Genomic DNA, 18,949 nt, shown 5'->3' with positions numbered 1-18,949 from the left:
TCACTCCTCGAAAAGTTTTACAAACTCAGCATACGGCAACTGTTATAATAAGAAAAATAAATCATTGCGATAGTGATCATAAGTGAAATGAATGGTTAGTGGTGGAAAGGAGAGTGAAGGCAGTTGGATCAGCATTTGCTAGTGTTCGTGACCGTTGCAGACAGACAGAACTTTTCCCGAGCTGCAGAAGAGCTCCACATGACGCAGCCTGCCGTTAGTCAGTATATTCATGCGCTCGAGCGCACGATAGGGACAAAGCTCCTGGAGCGAAGCAACAAATATGTTCGCTTAAATAAAGCGGGGGAGATTGTCTATCATCACGCTCGGGAGATCCTGGGCTTGTACACGCGGATGCAGAGTCTCGTGGATGATTTGATGAACACACCGAGCGGGCATTTGACGATTGGCGCCAGCTACACATATGGAGAGTATGTACTGCCTCACGTCATTGCGCGTCTTCGTCAGTATTACCCAATGATTACCCCTACGATTACGATCCACAATTCCACAGTCATTGCTGAGCTGGTAGCGAAGCGACAACTCGATGTCGGGATTGTGGAGGGGGAGTATGTGGACGAAAAAATGTGCGTGGAGCCGTTTGCTGATGATCGTATGTATTTGATTGCTTCTCCAGAGCATCGATTGGCGGGGCAGTCTGAGGTCAGCATTGACGAACTGATGAAGGAAACGTGGATAGTACGGGAAGAAGGGTCGGGCACGAGGGAAGCGGCTGAAAAAATGTTTCGCCAACTGCAATTCACACCGCACAAGCGAATGGAGTTCGGCAGTACGCAGGTGATCAAGGAGTCAGTGGAGGCTGGCTTGGGAATCAGCCTGCTGTCTTATTGGGCCATCCGTAAAGAACGAAAGCTCGGCACGCTCTGTACATTGAAGGTGACGGGGACACCTGTTACCCGTGATTTTTCGCTCGTCACGAAATCCGACGAGTTTCATACCAAAGCATTGGACATCTTCATGGATCTTATTCGCACGCATGTGCCAGAGGGGGCTCATACGTAACAGAGGAAGCGGCACGATTCATCGGTGCTGCTTCCTCTGTTCATTTTCATGCGGATGTATCTGGATGGGCCAGTGTCAGACGAAAGGTTGTTCCTTCTGGAGAAGTCCGAATCAATTCGACATTTCCCCCGTGTGCTTTTGCCAATAGTCGCGAAATCGTCAGGCCCAGTCCCAATCCATGTTTCTTTTTACGTTTGCTGTCGCCGCGATAGTACCGTTCGAAAATGAATGGAACCTCTGACTCAGAAATCCCTTTTCCATTGTCAGTCACGTCGATGGAGAGAAAATCCCTTTGATTATGGACGCTGATCTCGATTTGCGTTGCATTTGCGGCTGCGCTGTTTCCCAATAAATTGAGCAAAATTTGTTTAACATGTGATTCATCGCCGACCCAAACGATTTCTGATCCAGTCGGGTTTACTGTCACAGTTACGTCTGCAAATGACGGTAAGGCTTGCACCTGTGCGACTATCTGATCCAATGTGCTGTTGATCTGAATGGATTGCTTCTCGACGAATACTTCGCCTGCTTCCATCGACGAAAAATCGAGCAGGTCATTGACCATTGTCTGGAGTCGCTTGGCTTCGTCCATGCTGATTTGCATGAATTCATCGGCATCTGTACCTTTTACAACGCCGTCTTTGACCGCTTGAATCATCCCGCGGATCGAGGTGACAGGGGTACGCAGTTCATGGGAGACACCAGCCAAAAGGTCGGTGCGCATCCGCTCCAGTTGTCCAAGCCGTTTCGCCATTTCGTCAAAAGAATGAACCAGCTGACTGATTTCCGCTTCTTTGATTTTGGAAGAATTGGGCAAGGGAGGCGTATAATTCCCGCTGGATATTTGCTCTGCCGCTATTGCCAACTGCCGCAGGGGTTGTGTTAACGAGCGAGACAGCACATAGACGATGGCCCAACCGCACAAGGTGATGATCCCGATGGAAACCATGATCGTGATATAGGTGTGGACCAAATCATTGTTAAGCGGGGTACTGACGTAATAAGTGCCTGCGACTGCATTGTGTTCATAGTAAGGGACACCTACACGCAGCCAGGTAGCACCCTTTGTGGCAACGACCTCCCGTATTTCCTTTGTTTTGTCCACAGGCTGGGCAGGAGTCGGCAACTGCGCAATGGTAGCGGTCGTCGTCTGATTCAGCATATCCTTCTTGAACGTCTTGCCCGCATCATCGTAAATCTGTACCACGTGATCGATTGGGACAGTCGGCATGACTCGAAATGCGATCGTGGCAGTATTGGCTGCAGGTGTTGCGGTGCCAGGAATAGCCGGAGACCCAGGGCCAGTCACAGCAGTGACAGCCTGATTGGAGATACCAACGGTTGTTTGTGCCAAATCCTCTATCTTTACAGAAGAAGTCGAGGTGTCCTTGGCAAGCAACACCTTGGTATACGAATCAGCGAGCAACTCTGTTCTTGCTTCCAATACTTGAAACTGTTGTTCTGTAGTTGCTTTGTTAATCCAATAGATGCCAAAAAACCCAATGCCAAAAAGAATGACCGATAAAATCAGGGCATAGCGCCACGTCCAGTAACGCAAGAGCGGTACAGCAGCTCTGGTAGAAGTAGATCGATTAGTAAACACGCAGGCTATACCCCATTCCTCTGATTGTGCTGATTTCCCCTTCAGAAGTCGGCCACGGCAGTAAGCTTTTGCGCAAGCGCTTCACTGCGGTATCCACAGAGCGATCGCCCCCTTCAAAATCCATTCCCCACACCTGATCCAGCAACTGATCTCGGCTGAAGCATTGGTTCGGATGTCGCGCCAGGAAAACAAGTAGTTGCCAATCCCTTGGCATTAAGGAAAGGGGTGCTTTCCCGATTAAGGCATTTTGGGCCGTAACATCTATGGAAAGTGTCCCGAGTCTGATCGTATCTGCTTCGGCGATATAAGAGGAACGGCGGAGCACAGCTTGTACACGGGCGAGCACTTCTTCTGGATCAAATGGCTTGGCGATGTAATCATCTGCCCCTTGTGCCAGACCTTTGAGCTTGTCTGGCACGGTACCGCGCGCCGTGATGATAATGACAGGGCAGCTGCCGTATTGGCGAATCTGATCGAGTATATTCAAGCCGTCATGATCGGGCAGCATCAGGTCAAGCAGGACAAGATCTGGTTTCCAGGAGAGAAAAGTCGGAATTGCCTCGTGATCACCCACATTCCATTTTACCTCATAGCCCGCCCGTTCCAGGTAGACCTGGACAAGTCGGGCAATCGGCATTTCATCCTCGATGAGTAGAATTCGTTTCACGAAGAAACACCTCCTATCTATCTCAAGTCAATTTGTACTTATCATAGCAATGATAGAAATCATTTTGACTGACATCATGTGTCCGTTGAATGGCGAACGGCATGACTAAACCTCTGGCAGTTTCCTGCTAGAGGTTTTTTTGTGTGCTTGAAAGGCAACGCTTATTTTTTGATGGCAGGTACTGAGACTGTTGTACTTTTTGTGATCTTGCCTTCTTTTTCGAGCTGTTTGATCAACTCTTCCACAGAGATGCCTTTTTCTTTTGCTACTTCTTCCAGATTGATAGTTGTCGTGGAAGAAATTATTGCCAGCGTGCCTTCTTCTTTAAGCTGCTCGATCAACTCTTCTACGGAGATGCCTTTTTCTTTCGCCATTTCAACCAGGTCGATTGTCTTACTGTTATCGCTGATGGCATCGAATTTCATGAAGGAGAAGCTAGTTGTCAGATCGCCGTCTTTCGTGTTAATAGCTACTCCTTTCGTCAGTTTTCCTTCTTTTTCAAGCTGCTTGATCAACTCTTCCACAGTGATCCCTTTTTCTTTCGCCATTTCCTCCAGGCTAATAATCGGTTTGAAAAGAGCATTTGTACCATCTGTGGTCACCATTTTCAGTGGAGCAGAAGAACCAGACGTTTTCGCGGGTTCACTTGCCGCAAACGCGGAACCTGCCATTGCGGATACTGCCAAAGCCATAACTGTCATTGCCATTTTCTTTTTCATTGTGAAATTCCTCCTTGGGGGGTCTTTAGACTGTAGTGAGCCTTGTTTGCGGGCTTGCCCGTCTCGGCTACAACACAAATTTAACGGGGGCGTGTGTCCGTAATATGACCGGAATATGGAAAAGTGACGGAATGCCGAAAACGCTTGCATTTTTCCCTGCCTTGTTCTACATTAGAGACAGGTAAAAGAGCACGTAAATCGCGTGTTATCTTCTACCCACAAGTGAATAATCAAAAGGCAAAGGTGCCCTTGAACACGGATCTTATTTTTTCGTGTTTAGGCACCTTTTTTTGCTTTTGATCAGGGATGTTGTCTTGAAAGGAGTGACACGCATGGAAAAACCAATTCGAGCGACGCCGCTTGCGATCCGACTGATTCCCAATGTCGATCCTCAATTTGCGGAGAAGCTGAACCTGCCTTCTCATATCCGAAGTCTGGGGCTTTTGACCTCCACGATTGACGATGTGGGGTATACGGCCATTGATGAAGCGACCAAAAAGGCAGCGGTAGAAGTTGTGTATGCCAAGTCGTTTTATGCAGGCTCAGGCCATGCGTCTGGACCGTTGTCCGGCGAGTTCATCGGGATGATCGGAGGCGCGACGCCATCGGAGGTGCAGAGCGGACTGGATGCAGCCGTTGCATTTATGGAAAGCGGAGCATGCTTTTACTCTTTGAATGCTGAAGGGACGCATGCGTATTACGCCCATGTTGTGTCGCGGACGGGCAGCTATTTGTCCCAACTGGCGGGAATCAGAGAAGGTGAACCGCTTGCCTACTTGATCGCACCACCGCTGGAGGCCATGTATGGTATTGATGCCGCCCTCAAGGCTGCAGATGTCGAAATGGTTCAATTTTTTGGTCCACCAACAGAAACGAACTTTGGGGGAGCGCTACTCACTGGCAGCCAGTCGGCATGCACGGCAGCCGCCGATGCTTTTGCCGATGCCGTAAGAAGTGTCGCCCAACAGCCTGTCAAACGATAATAGGGATTTTCCCTCTTGAAGGGGAGGTAATGTAAATGCGCGCTACGACATATTCACTCGGCATGATCGAGACATTGGGCTTGCCTGCTCTCATCGCTGCCGCAGACGCTGCTGCCAAAGCGGCTGACGTCAAAGTCGTCTCTTATGAGGGCGCGGACGCAGGGATCGTTACCGTGTATGTAATCGGAGATGTCTCCTCCGTACAGTCAGCAGTAGATGCTGGTGCTGAAGCTGCGAGACGTGTCGGAACATTGCTGCACTCACACGTTATTCCACGTCCTGACGAAAATGTACCCAAAATGCTTAAAAACCTGCTGAAACCGGAAGCAAAAGAAGAGGTTAAGGCAGAGCCGGCCCAAGTGCCAGCGTCCAAATTGCAAGATCAGTCTATCAATGATCTGCGCAAAATGGCGCGTTCGTATGCGGATTTCCCGCTGACAACGAACGAAATCAACATGGCGAAAAAAGAAGATCTCATTCGTCTGTTGGAAGAGAAACAAGGCGGAGGTGACAAAGCCTAATGACACTCGACGCTGATCTGTATTCCATACAGGAAGTGCGTACCTACCTCGCACAAGCGAAGGAAGCACAGGCCAAGTTCGCTACTTACAGCCAAGAACAAGTCGACAGAATCATCGAAGCCATGTCCAAAGCGGGCGTGGAGCATGCTGATCGACTCGCAGCTATGGCTGTAGAAGAAACAGGCTTTGGTAACATCCCGGACAAACGGATGAAAAACCTGTTTGCTGCTCAAGATGTGTACGCATCTGTGAAAGATGTAAAAACGGTTGGCATCATCCGTAAGGACGAAGAGAACAAGGTATGGGAAGTGGCGCAGCCATTCGGTATCGTAGCTGGTATCGTGCCTTCCACCAATCCGACATCCACGGTTATCTATAAATCGATGGTCTCCCTCAAGGCGAGAAATGCGATTGTCTTCAGCCCGCATCCGTCTGCAGCCAAGTGCACGCTGGAAGCAGCGCGACTGATGGCACAGGCGGCAGTAGCGGCTGGAGCACCAGAAGGCTTGATCCATTGCGTTACCAAGCCTACGCTTCCAGCGACAAACGAATTGATGAAGCACAAGCTGACCAATTTGATTCTCGCGACTGGCGGAACGCCGATGGTACGCGCGGCATACAGCTCCGGCAAGCCTGCTTACGGTGTGGGACCTGGTAACGTTCCGGTCTACATCCACCACAGTGCTGACTTTGCTGCTGCTGCCAAGCGCATCGTGCAGAGCAAAACGTTTGACTATGGTACAATCTGCGCTTCTGAGCAAGCATTGGTAGTGGAGGAATCCACCAAACACCAATTGATTGCTGCCCTGAAGCGTGAAGGCGCCTACTTCCTGAACGAGCAAGAAAAGGAAAAAGTAGCTGCCATCGTTACGATTAACGGCTCGCTGAACGCGAAGATCGTTGGCCGCTCTCCGCATGTGATCGCTCAAATGGCGGGTATTACCATCCCTGCTGATACGCGTGTCCTGGTTGCGGAGGAGAACAATGTAGGTAAAGCATATCCGATGTCCGTTGAAAAGCTGGCTCCGGTCCTTGCCCTCTACACTGTTCAAGGCGACAGCGAAGCGTTTGCCCGTTGCCGCGAATTGCTGGAGCATGGTGGTCTTGGACATACAGCGGGTATTCACGCCCAGGATGACAATGTCATCGCAGCGTATGGTCAAGCAATGCCAGCATCCAGAATTCCGGTAAATACCGGTACGACTTTCGGGGGAATTGGTGCAACGACTGGCGTACAACCAGCGTTCACACTTGGATGCGGCTCTTTAGGGGGCAACATCACTTCCGATAACATCGGTGCGAAGCATATGTTCAACATCAAGCGTGTTGCATTTGGTATCAAAGAAATGCCACAATCAACGCCAGCACCACAAGCTCCTGCAACACAAGCGGAAGAAGCTGTTCTACAGGCTGTCTCTTCCATGAACGTTGGCTTGAGCCGTGATGAGATCAAGAACATCATCAAATCCGTGTTAACAGAAATGACGTCTTAATGTCGTAAAACACTAAAATCTTGGAGATATAATTAAGGAGGATACAAAAATGGCTGGAGAAATGTCCGCATTGGGAATGGTAGAAACAAAAGGTTTGATCGGAGCAGTTGAAGCTGCTGACGCAATGGTAAAAGCAGCAAACGTAAAACTGATTGGTAAAGTACACGTAGGTGGCGGTCTCGTAACTGTTATGGTACGTGGTGACGTAGGTGCAGTAAAAGCTTCCACAGACGCAGGTGCCGCTGCTGCTGAAAAAGTAGGAGAGCTCGTATCTGTACACGTAATCCCACGCCCTCATGGAGACATTGAACTGATCCTGCCTAAACTCGAAGGGTAATAAATCCCTATGGCAGTCATTACAGAAGCATCCTTGAGAGCAATGCATAAGTCAGGTATCCCAAACCCCTTTCTCGTTGAGAAAGGGGATAAAATAACACCAGCAGCGGCAGATTTCTTGAAAGGAAGAGGGATTCAAGTGAAACAAGTTGATCAGAACCAGCAGCCTTCCACCAATCAAGCTGCCGAGGCAGTGCGTGAAATTCCTTTGGGCGTATCGAATCGTCACGTTCACTTGTCGCAAGAAGATGTGGAAAAGCTTTTCGGAGCAGGCCATCAATTGACGCCAATGCGTGATTTGTCGCAGCCAGGCCAGTTTGCTTGCCAGGAAACAGTCACCATCGTAGGACCAAAAGGCAGCATTCACGGGGTTCGCATCTTGGGACCAGCTCGTGGGGCGACACAAGTGGAAATTTCCAGAACAGACGGCTTCGCAGTAGGTGTTCATGCCCCTGTGCGTATGTCTGGAGATATTGAAGGTACACCAGGTATGGTGCTTGTAACGGCAAAAGGGACTGTTGTGATGGACAAAGGCGTAATCGTAGCGAAGAGCCATGTTCATATGTCTCCAGCAGATGCCGAGCAATATCAAGTGAAGGATGGCGATAGGCTGATTCTGGCGACGCAAAGCGATCGTCCTATTATCTATCCAGATGTAGTCGTTCGTGTACATCCGCAGTTTGCACTTGATTTCCACGTTGATACGGATGAAGGAAATGCCGCTAATTTGAAAACGGGCGACCGGGTAAAAGTGATCGGCAAGAACGGGCAATTTTACTCCGGCTAACGGAGGTTGAGCTTGATGGACATCAGAGAAATGGTGGCGTCGATTACGAAAGAAATTTTGCAATCGATGAATACAGAAAAACAAAGCAGCACAGCGCCTCGTGTCCTGTACGTTTTTTGCGACAGCCAGGCTCATGAGGCGTTTCAAGATCATTTTATCCAACTGAAAAACCACGGGATCTGCCATGACATTCTCTTCCTGGACGGAGAAACCTCTTCCTGGTTGGGAATGCATAAGATTGAATGTGGGGGAGCAGGCAAAATCCTTACAGCAGATGAGTACGCTCCTGCCCCGTTGGAAGTGCCGAAAGATTATGTCGGTATCGTGATTCCAGAAATCGATTTGGATAATGCAGCGAGAATTGCTTCCGGTCTAAAAGGAACAATTAAAGCGGAAATCGTCTTTTCCGCGTTGGTGACGGGCAAATTCGTCATCGCTGGTTCCGATGTACCAGGGATCAAGCGCGCAGACCGTCGTACCCTGCAAACATTGACACTGACACCTGCTTATGAAAAGCTGTTCAACCGTCACGTTGAGAGCATGAAAGAGCTGGGTGTAGAGTTTGCAGAGCAACGCCGTCTGGCTGATCGCGTGGTTTCCAAGCTGAAGTCTCAACTGCAAAAAGTGGAGACTACTAGCAAGACAGAGCAACCGACATTGACTCCTTTGGATGAGCAAGAAGCTGTCTTTTCCGGGAAGCTGTTGACAGCGGATTGGATCAGATCTCAGCCTGAGCTTCGCGATACGACTTTGATCGTGAAAAAAGGTGCAATTGTTTCTCCGCTTGCTTATGACAGCATGAGAGAACGCGGCATTACGGTCAGCTATTTAGGAAAAGGGTGATCGCATGTTTTTGGGAAAAGTGATCGGCAGCGTCTGGGCCACGCAAAAAGAAGCAGGTATGGAAAATCTCAAGCTCATGGTGGTTCAGCCGATTGATTGGCGTGGCGAAGAAGGCGGACAAACCGTAATCGCAGCGGACAGGATCGGTGCGGGAATCGGGGAGCAGGTTATCGTCTCTCGTGGGACGCCTGCCCGAATCCTTTTCTCCGGCACCAGTGTGCCGATCGATGCGATCATCGTAGGCATCGTGGATTCGTTTGAGGTGCCGGGTGCCGCAGGAAGAGAGGAATAGGAATGGAACAGGAACGTTCACGAGTCATCCAGGAATTCGTACCAGGGAAACAGGTCACGTTGGCTCATGTAATCGCAAACCCTGACCCAATGCTCTATACCAAGCTAGGTATCAATGAGGCCGGTGCGATCGGCATCTTGACTTTGACGCCTACCGAAACAGCCATTATTGCCGCGGATATTGCGACAAAGGCTGCTGACGTCGAGCTTGGGTTTCTCGATCGTTTTACAGGTTCACTGATTGTCGTAGGAGATGTATCCGCTGTTGAGATGGCAGTCGAAGCGGTCAATCAGGTGCTGAGCGAAAAACTGCGGTTTACACCGGCGTTGGTGACGAAATCATGACCGGCCGTGTAATGATTATCGGTGCAATTGAAGCAGGAAAGTCTTCTCTGGTGCGGGCGCTGTTCAATGACGAACAGCCTGCCAGGAAGACCCAAGCGCTCGAATATCGGGACTGGGCAATTGACACTCCGGGTGAGTACAGCGAAAACCCGATGTTTTACCGCACGCTTATGGCTACCTCTCTTGAGGCGAAGGTCATTGTGATGGTGCAGGATGCTACGCGGGAGCGCAATTATTTCCCTCCTGGCTTTTCGCAAGGGTTTCCGCAATCGTGCATCGGGGTCATTACCAAAATGGATCATCCTGATGCCAACGTGGAGAGGGCAGAACAATTCCTGCGTCAATCGCTCGGCAATGCGAAAATTTTCCGGACCTCCTCGCTCACGAATGAGGGAGTGCCAGAATTGCGAGCGTATTTGCAAGAAATTGTAAACGAGTAGCGTGATTAACCAGTATTACACCCCTTTCCGCCGTAGCATGTCTGTGAGAAAATGAGGTCATATCAACTCCTAGCAGGTGAAAAGAGGTTCACATGCAATCAATACGAGAAGTGTGCAAAGCGTCCACGACGTTGAGTGATGACGACATTCGGATTGTGGAGGATCTGGCTTCCAAGCTTCAGATTTTTGCTGATCTGTCTCAAGCGGACATGTTTATCGATTGTCCGACGGTAGATCGGAGCGCGGCGATGGTAGTCGCACAAGCTGCACCGAGTACGGCACGCTCCATGTACAGTGGATCGGTCGTAGGGCATTTGGCGACGGCGATTAATGAGCCGGCCGTTATGTATTGCCTGACTACAGGCAAGCCCGTCATCGGTTCACGTGGGGTTTCACAGGAGCAGGTCGTGATGCGACAAAGTGTCGTACCCATTACGAATGCGGCTGGAAAAACAATCGGGACCTTGATAACTGAACAAGATATATCCAAACAGGTAGAACAGGAAAAGAACGTCGAAATGCTCAAGGAAACAACGGAGCAGTTAAGTGAGACGCTCATCCAGTTCGCTGTGCCTGATCTGCCCATTTCGTCGCTGTTGCACGAGGGCATGATTTTGTTTGATCAGAGTGGGATTATCACGTATGCCAATGGTCGTGCCCACAAGCTGCTCTCCTTGATTGGCTTTGAGAGGCCGGAAAAGGGAGAGAGCATCGAACGTATTTTTTCCTGGAGAGTTACCCCGGAGAATTTTGTACGCAACGGGGGTTATATTCAGGAGGAGCTGTCAAAAGGCAAACATTTTATCATGATGAAAGCGGTTTCGTCCGTACGCAAGCAAGACATCATCGGGGGATTCATTCTCCTGCGAGACATATCGGACATTCGGGAAAAAGAAAAGCAATTAATGATCAAATCCGCGGTGATCAAAGAGATTCACCATCGGGTCAAAAACAATTTGCAAACCATCTCTAGCCTGTTGCGCCTGCAAATGCGGCGTTCACAGTCCAACGAGATTGAAAAAGTATACCGGGAAAGCATCAATCGCATCAACAGCATCGCCATTATTCACGAGTACTTGGCACAGGATGGTCTGGAGCAGATTGACTTCAAAGAGATTTTAACCAAAATATCGAAAATAATCGTCTCTTCGATGAGACGTTCTGAGCAAGCTATACACGTCGTGGTGACGGGCGAATCGGTGTATCTGCCGTCCAACAAAGCAACATCGTTTGCCTTGATCGTCACCGAGCTGATTCAAAATTGCATGATTCATGGTTTTCACGAGCAGCAAGAAGGGAAAATCTCTATTGCACTGGTTGCCAAGGAAGACTTCGTTAGTTTGTCTGTGACAGATGACGGGGTGGGCATCGAGGACATGGAGCAAATCCACAAAAAGGGCCATCTCGGCCTGAAAATTGTCGATACACTGGTCAGGGAAGACCTCGAAGGCACGATGCATTTCCGCAACACTGGGAACGGAACAGAGGTTACCATACTCTATCCGATCCAAAAGGAGGATGAAGATGACACAGCCGAAGATTATGGTGGTTGATGACGAGCCGATTATTCGCATGGATTTGCGCGAGATGCTCGAAAATGAAGGGTATTTAGTGGTTGCCGAAGCGAAAAACGGAGAAGAGGCAGTCGAACAGGCCCATCGTCACAAGCCCGATCTGATCATCATGGATGTGAAAATGCCTGTCTTGAATGGTATCAAGGCAAGCAGTATCATTCGTTCCTTTTCAGACAGTTCCATTCTCCTTTTGACGGCTTATAGCCAAAAGGAACTCGTCCAGGATGCCAGAAAAGCGGGTGTGACGGCTTACTTGGTGAAGCCGGTGTCGGAGGATGACTTGATTCCCGCAGTAGAAATCGCGCTCAGTCAAAAGGAAAAAGTCGTTTCCCTGAAGAAGGATATAAATGATCTGAAGCAAAAGATCGAGGATCGCAAGGCAGTGGAAAAGGCAAAAGGAAAGCTGATGAGTGCCCTATCCTTGGAAGAGGATGCGGCTTACAAATGGATGCAGCAAGTAAGCATGCAACGGCGCATGCCGCTTGTGAAGCTGGCAGAGGAAATCTTGTCGGGCGAGCAGGCCATTTTTTCGCAAAGCTAGAACTGACGTTATCATAAAAAGCAGTGACAAGTAGATACGAAGAGAGCAAAGGCGCTTGAATCAGACCGGGAGCAAGGAACCGGCTGTTCAAGCGTTTTTTCGTAGGGCCCGTCTGACACGCCAATGGTTCAAGGAGGTTCATATGGACGAACAATGGATCCAAAGCGTCGGGATCGATGTGGGAACAAGCACGACCAAAATGATCGTAAGCCGATTGCGATTGGGTCGCATGTCCAGCACGTTTTCGCTGCCGCGTTATCAGATCGTGGAGCGACAATTGCTGTATGCGAGTGAAGTGCATTCCACACCGCTCATCGGATTTGATGAAATCGATGCTGACGGAATCGGAGCGATTCTTGCAGCCGAGTACGACAAGGCACAAATCAGCTTGTCTCAAATCAAGTCCGGGGCGGTCATCATTACCGGAGAAACAGCCAGCAAAAAGAACGCACAGCATATCGTTCATCTGCTGGCAGAACGCTCCGGGGATTTCGTGGTAGCGACAGCAGGTGCTGACCTCGAAGGCGTGCTGGCGGGCAAGGGCGCTGGCGCAGAAAAACGCTCGCAAGCCATGCAAGGTGTGATCGTCAATGTCGATATTGGCGGAGGAACAGCGAATGCAGCCTACTTCCAACGTGGCCGGGCGATTGCGACGGTAACGTTCCACGTCGGAGGAAGACTGATTCGTCTCAGTCCGCAAGGTGTCGTTCAATACGTGTCGCCGAACATTCAACAATGGCTGACGGCAAAAGGACTGCGTATTCAAGTCGGACAGGAAATCGGATTCGCGCAGCTCACAGAGGTTGCCGAACAGCTGGGACGCAGTATGCTCGATTATTTGACGGGGAAAGAGCGCCAAGTGTCAGGCTTGCTCGTAGTGGGACCGCATTTGCGCGATACCATCCCTGTTAACGAACTGACTGTCTCAGGCGGTGTGGGTCTACTCATGAGCGGACCTCCCGTCCAAAATATTTCGGATGCGAGCCGATACGGCGATTTCGGCCCACTGCTCGGTTATGTCCTCCAGCAGGAGCGCGAAAAAGGAACGTATCCGGTACAGTGGCTAGACCCGGATCAAACGGTACGGGCAACGGTAATTGGCGCGGGGATGCAGAGTACGGAGATTAGTGGTTCAACCGTGCATATCAAGCCGGAGCTGTTGCCAATCAAAAATATTCCGATTCTCAAGCTAGAGCTTACCGAGGAACAATTGGCAGATGCCACAAGGCTGCGACAAGAAGTGGCTTCGATCTACCAACTGGGTGAGCGCCTGTTTGAAAAAACGACAGGGATTCCTTTCGCACTTGCGATCTCCGGCATCGGGTACTGCTCGTACGCTCTGCTGCAGACGCTGTCTCAGGAGCTGTCGGAGCAATACCGGGCGACTTTCCCCGAGAGTCAAACCATGGTTGTGATCTGTGAAACAGATATGGCGAAAGCGCTCGGGCAGGCCTTGGCGCTGCGTTGCAAAGGGGCACCGGAAATCATTTGCATCGATCAGGTGCGTGTGGAATACGGCGATTACATCGATCTCGGTGAGCCGATCTCGGGAACGATTATTCCCGTCGTCGTCAAAACACTTGCATTTGATGAGAGGCCGTAACGTAAGAAGGGGTGGACGTGATGAACACGAAAACGACTGTGCTTGGACAGACCTATCAATTTCGCGATTTGAAAGAAGTTTTCGCGAAAGCTAATGAAGATAAATCAGGCGACCAGCTGGCTGGTATCGCCGCTGCTGATTCCCGGGAACGTGTAGCTGCCAAGCAAGTTTTGGCTGACCTGACATTGGCGGATATCCGCAACAATCCGATGGTTCCGGCAGAAGAAGACGAAGTATCACGTGTGATCGAAGAAGGCATCAACGAAAAGATTTACAATGAAATCAAAAACTGGAGTGTAGCTGAGCTGCGCGAGTACATTTTGAGCCATCAAGCAGGCGACAATGAACTCAAGCGAATCAGCCGCGGCTTGTCCAGTGAGATGATCGCAGCGACTGCAAAGCTCATGAGCAATCTCGACTTGATTACGGCTGCGTCCAAGATCAAAGTTGTGACGCATGCCAACACAGCAATCGGTCAGAAGGGCGTACTGGCTTCTCGTGTACAGCCGAACCATCCATCTGATAACGTACAAGGCATCAAAGCGTCTCTGTACGAAGGACTGAGCTACGGAATCGGCGATGCGGTTATCGGGATCAACCCGGTTATCGATACAGCGGACAGCGTCAAGGATATTTTAAACATGACCAAAGACGTGATGGCCAAGTTTGATATCCCGACGCAAAACTGCGTATTGGCTCACGTATCCACACAAATGCGTGCCATCCGTAATGGGGCACCAGCAGACTTGATCTTCCAAAGTTTGGCGGGCAGTGAAAAAGGAAACAAGGCATTTGGTATTGATGTAGCACTGTTGGATGAAGCAGATGAGCTGATGCGCAAAGAAGGCACCTCCTACGGGCCGAACTTCTGGTACTTCGAGACAGGCCAAGGTTCTGAGCTGTCTGCCGAGGCGCATCACGGCATGGACCAGGTAACAATGGAAGCGCGTTGCTACGGACTTGCTCGCAAGTACAATCCGTTTATCGTGAACACAGTAGTTGGCTTCATTGGACCTGAGTATTTGTACGACAGCCGTCAAGTGATCCGTGCTGGACTGGAAGACCACTATATGGGCAAAATGCACGGTTTGCCGATGGGCTGTGACGTATGCTACACGAACCACATGAAGGTCGATCAAAACGACATGGACAATCTCGGCATTTTGCTCTCGTCGGCAGGGGTTAACTTCGTAATCGGCGTAGCGATGGCAGACGATGTCATGCTCAACTATCAATCGACGAGCTTCCATGATATTGCGGCATTCCGTGAAGTGATGGGACTTCGACCTGCTCCTGATTTTGAAAAATGGCTGGAGAAAATGGGCATCATGGAAAGCGGTAGGCTGACTGCAAAAGCAGGCGATCCGACAATCTTCATGTAAGATCAGGAGGTGAAAGACGGATGGAACAACAATTAGATTTCTTGGTAGATAAAGTAGTAGCTGAGCTGCAAAAGAAGCTGGGTGAGGCAACAGAACAAGCTCCGTCACCAAAAGCAGAGACAGGCTTGATCCAACTGAGATCGGAGCCAAAGGCAGAGCCAGTAGCAAATGCGACAGCCGCACCGACACCGGCTTCTGTAGTGAATGAGCAGCCTGCTCCATCGACAGAACCAGAGAGAACCACACATGTACCGAATCCGAAGTACAAGGAAGGCTTGGATGAATTGCTGTCCAGCACGCCAGCGCGCATCGGGGTTTGGCGTACAGGTGTGAGACCTCTGACCAAAACTATGCTCGAATTGCGTCGTGACCATGCTGCGGCTGTAGATGCTGTATATGGCGAAGTCAGTCAAGCGGTGCTCGACCAGTTCTCTTTGTTCACAGTGGAAACACAGTATGACAACACGGAAAACTATTTGAAGCGCCCAGACATGGGACGTATCCTCACTGAGGAAGGCGTACGCATGCTCCAAGAGCGCTGCCAAAAGAAACCGCAGGTACAAATCGTGGTTTCGGACGGCTTGAGTGCTGCTGCGGTGGATGCGAACCTGAAAGACGTGCTTCCATCCCTGATGGACTCTCTGAAAAGCTACGGACTGACCTGCGGCACTCCGTTTTTTATCAAGGGCGGACGCGTAGCCAGTATGGATCACGTCGGCGAGATTTTGGAGCCAGAAGTATTGGTGCTCTTGATCGGAGAACGTCCAGGATTGGTTACGGCACATTCCATGAGTGCGTACATGTGCTACCGTCCACGCAAAGGTATGGTAGAATCAGAGCGTACAGTGATCTCGAATATTCATCGTCAAGGTACATCTCCGGTTGAGGCGGGTGCCCACATCGGGACTATTCTCTCCAAAATGCTGGAGCAAAAAGCAAGTGGTGTAAAACTAGTCTTGTAACATGACGAGGAGGATTCAGCATGACATTTCGCAGAAAAAAAGTAGCCGTAATCGGTAGTGGTTTTACTGGAGCGACAACTGCGTTCATCATGGCGCAAAAAGAGCTGGCTGACATCGTTTTGGTCGATATCCCTCAATTGGAAAACCCAACGAAGGGGAAAGCACTCGACATGATGGAAGCTTCTCCCGTTCTCGGCTTCGATGCTAGCATCACAGGTACTTCCGACTACAAAGACATCGAAGGCTCCGATATCGTAATCATCACAGCAGGGATTGCCCGCAAGCCAGGCATGTCCCGCGACGACTTGGTAGCAACGAATGCGGCCATCATGCGCTCGGTTGCTGAGCAAGTGAAAACATATGCACCAAACTCCATCGTACTCATCTTGTCTAACCCGGTAGATGCGATGACCTATACATTCTACAAAACGTCCGGCTTCCCGAAACACCGCGTAATCGGTCAATCCGGCGTACTGGATACAGCTCGCTTCCGTACGTTCGTAGCGATGGAACTGAATGTATCCGTGAATGACGTAACAGGCTTCGTATTGGGCGGTCACGGGGACGACATGGTGCCACTCTTGCGTTATTCCTACGCTGGCGGCATCCCACTGGAAAAATTGATCCCACAAGATCGTCTGGACGCCATCGTAGAGCGTACACGCAAAGGCGGCGGCGAAATCGTAGCTCTCTTGGGCAACGGTTCCGCTTACTATGCACCTGCGGCAGCTCTGGTAGAAATGGCAGAAGCGATCTTGAAAGACCAGAAGCGCATCCTGCCATCCATCGCTTTACTCCAAGGCGAGTATGGTTACAATGATATCTATCTGGGCGTACCAACCCTCTTGGGTGGAAACGGTATCGAGCAAGTCATCGAGCTGGATCTGACTGCTGCTGAGAAGGCAGCATTGGATAAATCCGCAGATTCCGTTCGTGCGGTTATGAAAGTAGCTATGCCATAAGTACAGTATGAAAATGAAAGCTTCGCCAGATATCTTGGCGGAGCTTTTTTTACAATGTGGCTATAAGTAACTGTAGTGGTGGGGAAGAAGCGGATTTCCAGTCTACGCTTCGGCCTACGCCCTGCTGAGGGCGTGTACTGTTCGCTCCGAAATAAATAGCGGGAGCGCTTCAAAAGTAGAGTTTCGAGGCTGTATTCGCATGAAAGCTGATTCAACTGAGTGTAATTGTCACGAAGTGCAAACACCTGTAAGACATTGGAGGAATTGTGCGAAGAGTGACGAACTAGATTACAGAAATGTTAAGGATTGTAAAGAAAAATCTATCAAAAAAATATATTTTGTTGTAAAATTAAGGAAAAAAGTAGGGGTTGATTCTTTATGGGGGGGCTGCAAGGGACGATGCACTGGTCGCTGCGGTCAGAAATTGAAAGACACCGTAGAGAGTGCGGCTATACCTTGAGTAAATTAGGTGAATTAACGGGAATCAACCATGGGAGTTTAAGCGAAATCTTGAACGGAAATCCACCGCGGGCTATGACCATTGGTCAATTGGATGCGCTAGCGGCGGTGTTTGGTCGCGAGCCAGGTTGGTTGTACGAATTGTATACGGAAGAATGCATAACAGAGGGGCGAATATCGCGCCCTCGGTTGATACCTTATTTAGTTCGATGCGCGGAGGTTGGGCGGAAAGATTGCATCGAAGAGGTTGTTCCTAAATTGTTGGACAACCCTAAAAATATTTCGACTCTCTTTTTAGTGGCGGAACAGCTATATGAAAGTGGGAAACAAAAAGAGTCCGTACCTTTTTATCAGGCTGTCGTTGATAGCGAGAAGGATGGACATTCTGACCAATTCGTAATGAGTCAATATCGATTGTTTCGGGCTGCACTCGGGACCAATTCTGAAGAAAATGGGGAGGCAGTTATTCGGTTTGCTCCCTATCGGAATAGGCTTCCTGAGAACTATCAGTTGGATGCTTTATTTCAATTAGCGCGGGTTTGTTTCGCTTTACAGAAATGGAAGAAATCAGAGCAGTATGCAGATGAGTTGCGGTTTCTTGCAGAAACGATTTACATACATGAGTTGGATAGGTTGAAAAGAAACAAAAAGAGTGAGTTACCTGAGACAGACAGGCACTTGGTCTTTTATTATGCAATAGGACACCTATTCAAGGGCGCGGCATTGGAAATGCAAGGCCTGTATGCACAGGCAAAAACATATGTACAAGGTTACGCTGATTTGGGATGGTTTGAATTACTGGATGAAGTCGGGCACCAAGAGGTAGAAAAGTTCCGTGTTTGGGCAAAGGCAAACTTATACACATTAGAGGTACTAGCTGGCAATACAAGCATTATTGAGGAGTATGCAGACTATCTTGAAAGTCTTCCTACGAATGAAATACTTGCTGGTTTAATTTCTATTATGAAATCAGCTAATACGTACCAATTTTGTGTGGATGAGATATTAGAACGTTTTTCTTCGCATATTGCTAGTTTCGGTCAATTTAAAGAGGCTATTGGATTGGACAGACATCTCCAGTTTCGATATCAGACATCCATTTATGAGTTTGATAAAGGACGGATAGAAAGAGGAATCGAAGAAACTTTACGTTGCCTTTCCCTAGCAGATTTGATGAATCGATATGACGATACTCTTAAATGCGTAGCATTATTTGAAGAATATCGGCAGTATGCATCCACAACACAAGTGGAACAGTATCGAACAATTGTAACGGGTAAAAGAGCGATCTGATTATCCAAAGCTACATAGGGGTACCTAGTATTACATTCTCAAAGATGCACTGCAACAGTTATAGTTATGTTAGAGAATAGCGCTGATGCTTAGGATTTAGCATTACCCAGATTGTTGCATGTAAA

Annotated in this window: 20 protein-coding genes; 17 read left to right on the top strand and 3 right to left on the bottom strand. The window is 49.3% G+C overall.

Features of this window, described 5'->3' with window-relative positions:
* Positions 1 to 123: 123 nt before the first annotated feature.
* On the top strand, positions 124 to 1,020 hold the full coding sequence (locus FO446_RS27465) for a LysR family transcriptional regulator (protein WP_087351171.1): 897 nt from the start codon (positions 124 to 126) through the stop codon (positions 1,018 to 1,020).
* Positions 1,021 to 1,066: 46 nt separating this feature from the next.
* On the opposite strand, the gene FO446_RS27460 is transcribed toward FO446_RS27465, so the two are convergent.
* The 3 genes from FO446_RS27460 to FO446_RS27450 all read right to left on the bottom strand — a co-directional run bounded on the left by FO446_RS27460 (position 1,067) and on the right by FO446_RS27450 (position 4,009).
* The gene (locus FO446_RS27460) at positions 1,067 to 2,623 is read right to left on the bottom strand and encodes a sensor histidine kinase (RefSeq protein ID WP_173610328.1); all 1,557 of its coding nucleotides are present in this window, start codon (positions 2,621 to 2,623) and stop codon (positions 1,067 to 1,069) included.
* A complete protein-coding gene (locus FO446_RS27455; protein WP_173610329.1) occupies positions 2,613 to 3,290 on the bottom strand; it encodes a response regulator transcription factor in 678 nt (225 codons plus the stop codon). Before FO446_RS27455 ends, FO446_RS27460 begins: the two co-directional genes overlap by 11 nt.
* A 161-nt stretch (positions 3,291 to 3,451) precedes the next feature.
* Positions 3,452 to 4,009, bottom strand: coding sequence for a hypothetical protein (locus tag FO446_RS27450; RefSeq protein ID WP_173610330.1), 558 nt, complete (start codon positions 4,007 to 4,009; stop codon positions 3,452 to 3,454).
* A 332-nt stretch (positions 4,010 to 4,341) separates the two neighbouring features.
* On the opposite strand from FO446_RS27450, the gene eutL reads away from it, so the two are divergent.
* The 16 genes from eutL to FO446_RS27370 all read left to right on the top strand — a co-directional run bounded on the left by eutL (position 4,342) and on the right by FO446_RS27370 (position 18,824).
* A complete protein-coding gene (gene eutL / locus FO446_RS27445; protein ID WP_173610331.1) occupies positions 4,342 to 4,992 on the top strand; it encodes an ethanolamine utilization microcompartment protein EutL in 651 nt (216 codons plus the stop codon).
* A 35-nt stretch (positions 4,993 to 5,027) separates the two neighbouring features.
* Positions 5,028 to 5,513 (top strand): BMC domain-containing protein, encoded by a 486-nt coding sequence (locus FO446_RS29060; protein ID WP_330873227.1) that lies wholly within the window; start codon positions 5,028 to 5,030, stop codon positions 5,511 to 5,513.
* Positions 5,513 to 7,006: an acetaldehyde dehydrogenase (acetylating) gene (locus FO446_RS27435; protein ID WP_048035225.1), complete on the top strand. Its 1,494-nt coding sequence runs from the start codon at positions 5,513 to 5,515 to the stop codon at positions 7,004 to 7,006. Before FO446_RS29060 ends, FO446_RS27435 begins: the two co-directional genes overlap by 1 nt.
* A gap of 49 nt (positions 7,007 to 7,055) precedes the next feature.
* On the top strand, positions 7,056 to 7,343 hold the full coding sequence (gene eutM / locus FO446_RS27430; RefSeq protein WP_047069988.1) for an ethanolamine utilization microcompartment protein EutM: 288 nt from the start codon (positions 7,056 to 7,058) through the stop codon (positions 7,341 to 7,343).
* Positions 7,344 to 7,352: 9 nt separating this feature from the next.
* On the top strand, positions 7,353 to 8,129 hold the full coding sequence (gene pduL, locus FO446_RS27425; protein ID WP_221867300.1) for a phosphate propanoyltransferase: 777 nt from the start codon (positions 7,353 to 7,355) through the stop codon (positions 8,127 to 8,129).
* Between the two features lie 15 nt (positions 8,130 to 8,144).
* Complete coding sequence (locus tag FO446_RS27420; protein ID WP_047069986.1) at positions 8,145 to 8,972, top strand: hypothetical protein; 828 nt, start codon at positions 8,145 to 8,147, stop codon at positions 8,970 to 8,972.
* 4 nt (positions 8,973 to 8,976) lie between these two features.
* Complete coding sequence (locus FO446_RS27415; RefSeq protein WP_007720099.1) at positions 8,977 to 9,264, top strand: EutN/CcmL family microcompartment protein; 288 nt, start codon at positions 8,977 to 8,979, stop codon at positions 9,262 to 9,264.
* 2 nt (positions 9,265 to 9,266) lie between these two features.
* Positions 9,267 to 9,608 carry an ethanolamine utilization microcompartment protein EutS gene (eutS, locus tag FO446_RS27410; protein ID WP_088909882.1) on the top strand — a complete coding sequence of 114 codons (342 nt, stop codon included), beginning with the start codon at positions 9,267 to 9,269 and terminating at the stop codon, positions 9,606 to 9,608.
* The gene (locus FO446_RS27405; protein ID WP_173610334.1) at positions 9,605 to 10,048 is read left to right on the top strand and encodes a EutP/PduV family microcompartment system protein; all 444 of its coding nucleotides are present in this window, start codon (positions 9,605 to 9,607) and stop codon (positions 10,046 to 10,048) included. Before eutS ends, FO446_RS27405 begins: the two co-directional genes overlap by 4 nt.
* 92 nt (positions 10,049 to 10,140) lie before the next feature.
* A complete protein-coding gene (locus FO446_RS27400; protein ID WP_221867301.1) occupies positions 10,141 to 11,601 on the top strand; it encodes a sensor histidine kinase in 1,461 nt (486 codons plus the stop codon).
* The gene (locus FO446_RS27395) at positions 11,573 to 12,163 is read left to right on the top strand and encodes an ANTAR domain-containing response regulator (protein WP_173610336.1); all 591 of its coding nucleotides are present in this window, start codon (positions 11,573 to 11,575) and stop codon (positions 12,161 to 12,163) included. The genes FO446_RS27400 and FO446_RS27395 overlap by 29 nt, the downstream gene beginning before the upstream one ends.
* Before the next feature lie 142 nt (positions 12,164 to 12,305).
* Positions 12,306 to 13,766: an ethanolamine ammonia-lyase reactivating factor EutA gene (locus tag FO446_RS27390; protein ID WP_173610337.1), complete on the top strand. Its 1,461-nt coding sequence runs from the start codon at positions 12,306 to 12,308 to the stop codon at positions 13,764 to 13,766.
* Positions 13,767 to 13,786: 20 nt separating this feature from the next.
* Positions 13,787 to 15,148, top strand: coding sequence for an ethanolamine ammonia-lyase subunit EutB (locus FO446_RS27385; RefSeq protein ID WP_237899595.1), 1,362 nt, complete (start codon positions 13,787 to 13,789; stop codon positions 15,146 to 15,148).
* 20 nt (positions 15,149 to 15,168) lie between these two features.
* Positions 15,169 to 16,110, top strand: a complete 942-nt coding sequence (gene eutC, locus FO446_RS27380; protein ID WP_237899593.1) for an ethanolamine ammonia-lyase subunit EutC — start codon at positions 15,169 to 15,171, stop codon at positions 16,108 to 16,110.
* A 20-nt stretch (positions 16,111 to 16,130) separates the two neighbouring features.
* On the top strand, positions 16,131 to 17,072 hold the full coding sequence (gene mdh, locus FO446_RS27375; protein WP_015893779.1) for a malate dehydrogenase: 942 nt from the start codon (positions 16,131 to 16,133) through the stop codon (positions 17,070 to 17,072).
* A gap of 378 nt (positions 17,073 to 17,450) precedes the next feature.
* Entirely contained in the window at positions 17,451 to 18,824 is a 1,374-nt protein-coding gene (locus tag FO446_RS27370) for a helix-turn-helix domain-containing protein (protein ID WP_142497484.1), read from the top strand.
* The last annotated feature ends 125 nt before the right edge of the window (positions 18,825 to 18,949 follow it).

The organism is Brevibacillus brevis, assembly GCF_022026395.1.
In the GTDB taxonomy this organism is placed as follows: domain Bacteria; phylum Bacillota; class Bacilli; order Brevibacillales; family Brevibacillaceae; genus Brevibacillus.
The sequence above is the reverse complement of the archived record's forward strand: the minus strand, read 5'-3'. Positions and strand labels throughout refer to the sequence as shown.

What these genes read in the sequence shown, in the direction of transcription:
- FO446_RS27450 (WP_173610330.1), bottom strand. Translation starts at nt 4,009, where the DNA reads ATGAAAAAGAAAATGGCAATGACAGTTATGGCTTTGGCAGTATCCGCA.
- eutL (WP_173610331.1), top strand. Translation starts at nt 4,342, where the DNA reads ATGGAAAAACCAATTCGAGCGACGCCGCTTGCGATCCGACTGATTCCC.
- FO446_RS29060 (WP_330873227.1), top strand. Translation starts at nt 5,028, where the DNA reads ATGCGCGCTACGACATATTCACTCGGCATGATCGAGACATTGGGCTTG.
- FO446_RS27435 (WP_048035225.1), top strand. Translation starts at nt 5,513, where the DNA reads ATGACACTCGACGCTGATCTGTATTCCATACAGGAAGTGCGTACCTAC.
- eutM (WP_047069988.1), top strand. Translation starts at nt 7,056, where the DNA reads ATGGCTGGAGAAATGTCCGCATTGGGAATGGTAGAAACAAAAGGTTTG.
- pduL (WP_221867300.1), top strand. Translation starts at nt 7,353, where the DNA reads ATGGCAGTCATTACAGAAGCATCCTTGAGAGCAATGCATAAGTCAGGT.
- FO446_RS27420 (WP_047069986.1), top strand. Translation starts at nt 8,145, where the DNA reads ATGGACATCAGAGAAATGGTGGCGTCGATTACGAAAGAAATTTTGCAA.
- FO446_RS27415 (WP_007720099.1), top strand. Translation starts at nt 8,977, where the DNA reads ATGTTTTTGGGAAAAGTGATCGGCAGCGTCTGGGCCACGCAAAAAGAA.
- eutS (WP_088909882.1), top strand. Translation starts at nt 9,267, where the DNA reads ATGGAACAGGAACGTTCACGAGTCATCCAGGAATTCGTACCAGGGAAA.
- FO446_RS27405 (WP_173610334.1), top strand. Translation starts at nt 9,605, where the DNA reads ATGACCGGCCGTGTAATGATTATCGGTGCAATTGAAGCAGGAAAGTCT.
- FO446_RS27400 (WP_221867301.1), top strand. Translation starts at nt 10,141, where the DNA reads ATGCAATCAATACGAGAAGTGTGCAAAGCGTCCACGACGTTGAGTGAT.
- FO446_RS27395 (WP_173610336.1), top strand. Translation starts at nt 11,573, where the DNA reads ATGACACAGCCGAAGATTATGGTGGTTGATGACGAGCCGATTATTCGC.
- FO446_RS27390 (WP_173610337.1), top strand. Translation starts at nt 12,306, where the DNA reads ATGGACGAACAATGGATCCAAAGCGTCGGGATCGATGTGGGAACAAGC.
- FO446_RS27385 (WP_237899595.1), top strand. Translation starts at nt 13,787, where the DNA reads ATGAACACGAAAACGACTGTGCTTGGACAGACCTATCAATTTCGCGAT.
- eutC (WP_237899593.1), top strand. Translation starts at nt 15,169, where the DNA reads ATGGAACAACAATTAGATTTCTTGGTAGATAAAGTAGTAGCTGAGCTG.
- mdh (WP_015893779.1), top strand. Translation starts at nt 16,131, where the DNA reads ATGACATTTCGCAGAAAAAAAGTAGCCGTAATCGGTAGTGGTTTTACT.
- FO446_RS27370 (WP_142497484.1), top strand. Translation starts at nt 17,451, where the DNA reads ATGGGGGGGCTGCAAGGGACGATGCACTGGTCGCTGCGGTCAGAAATT.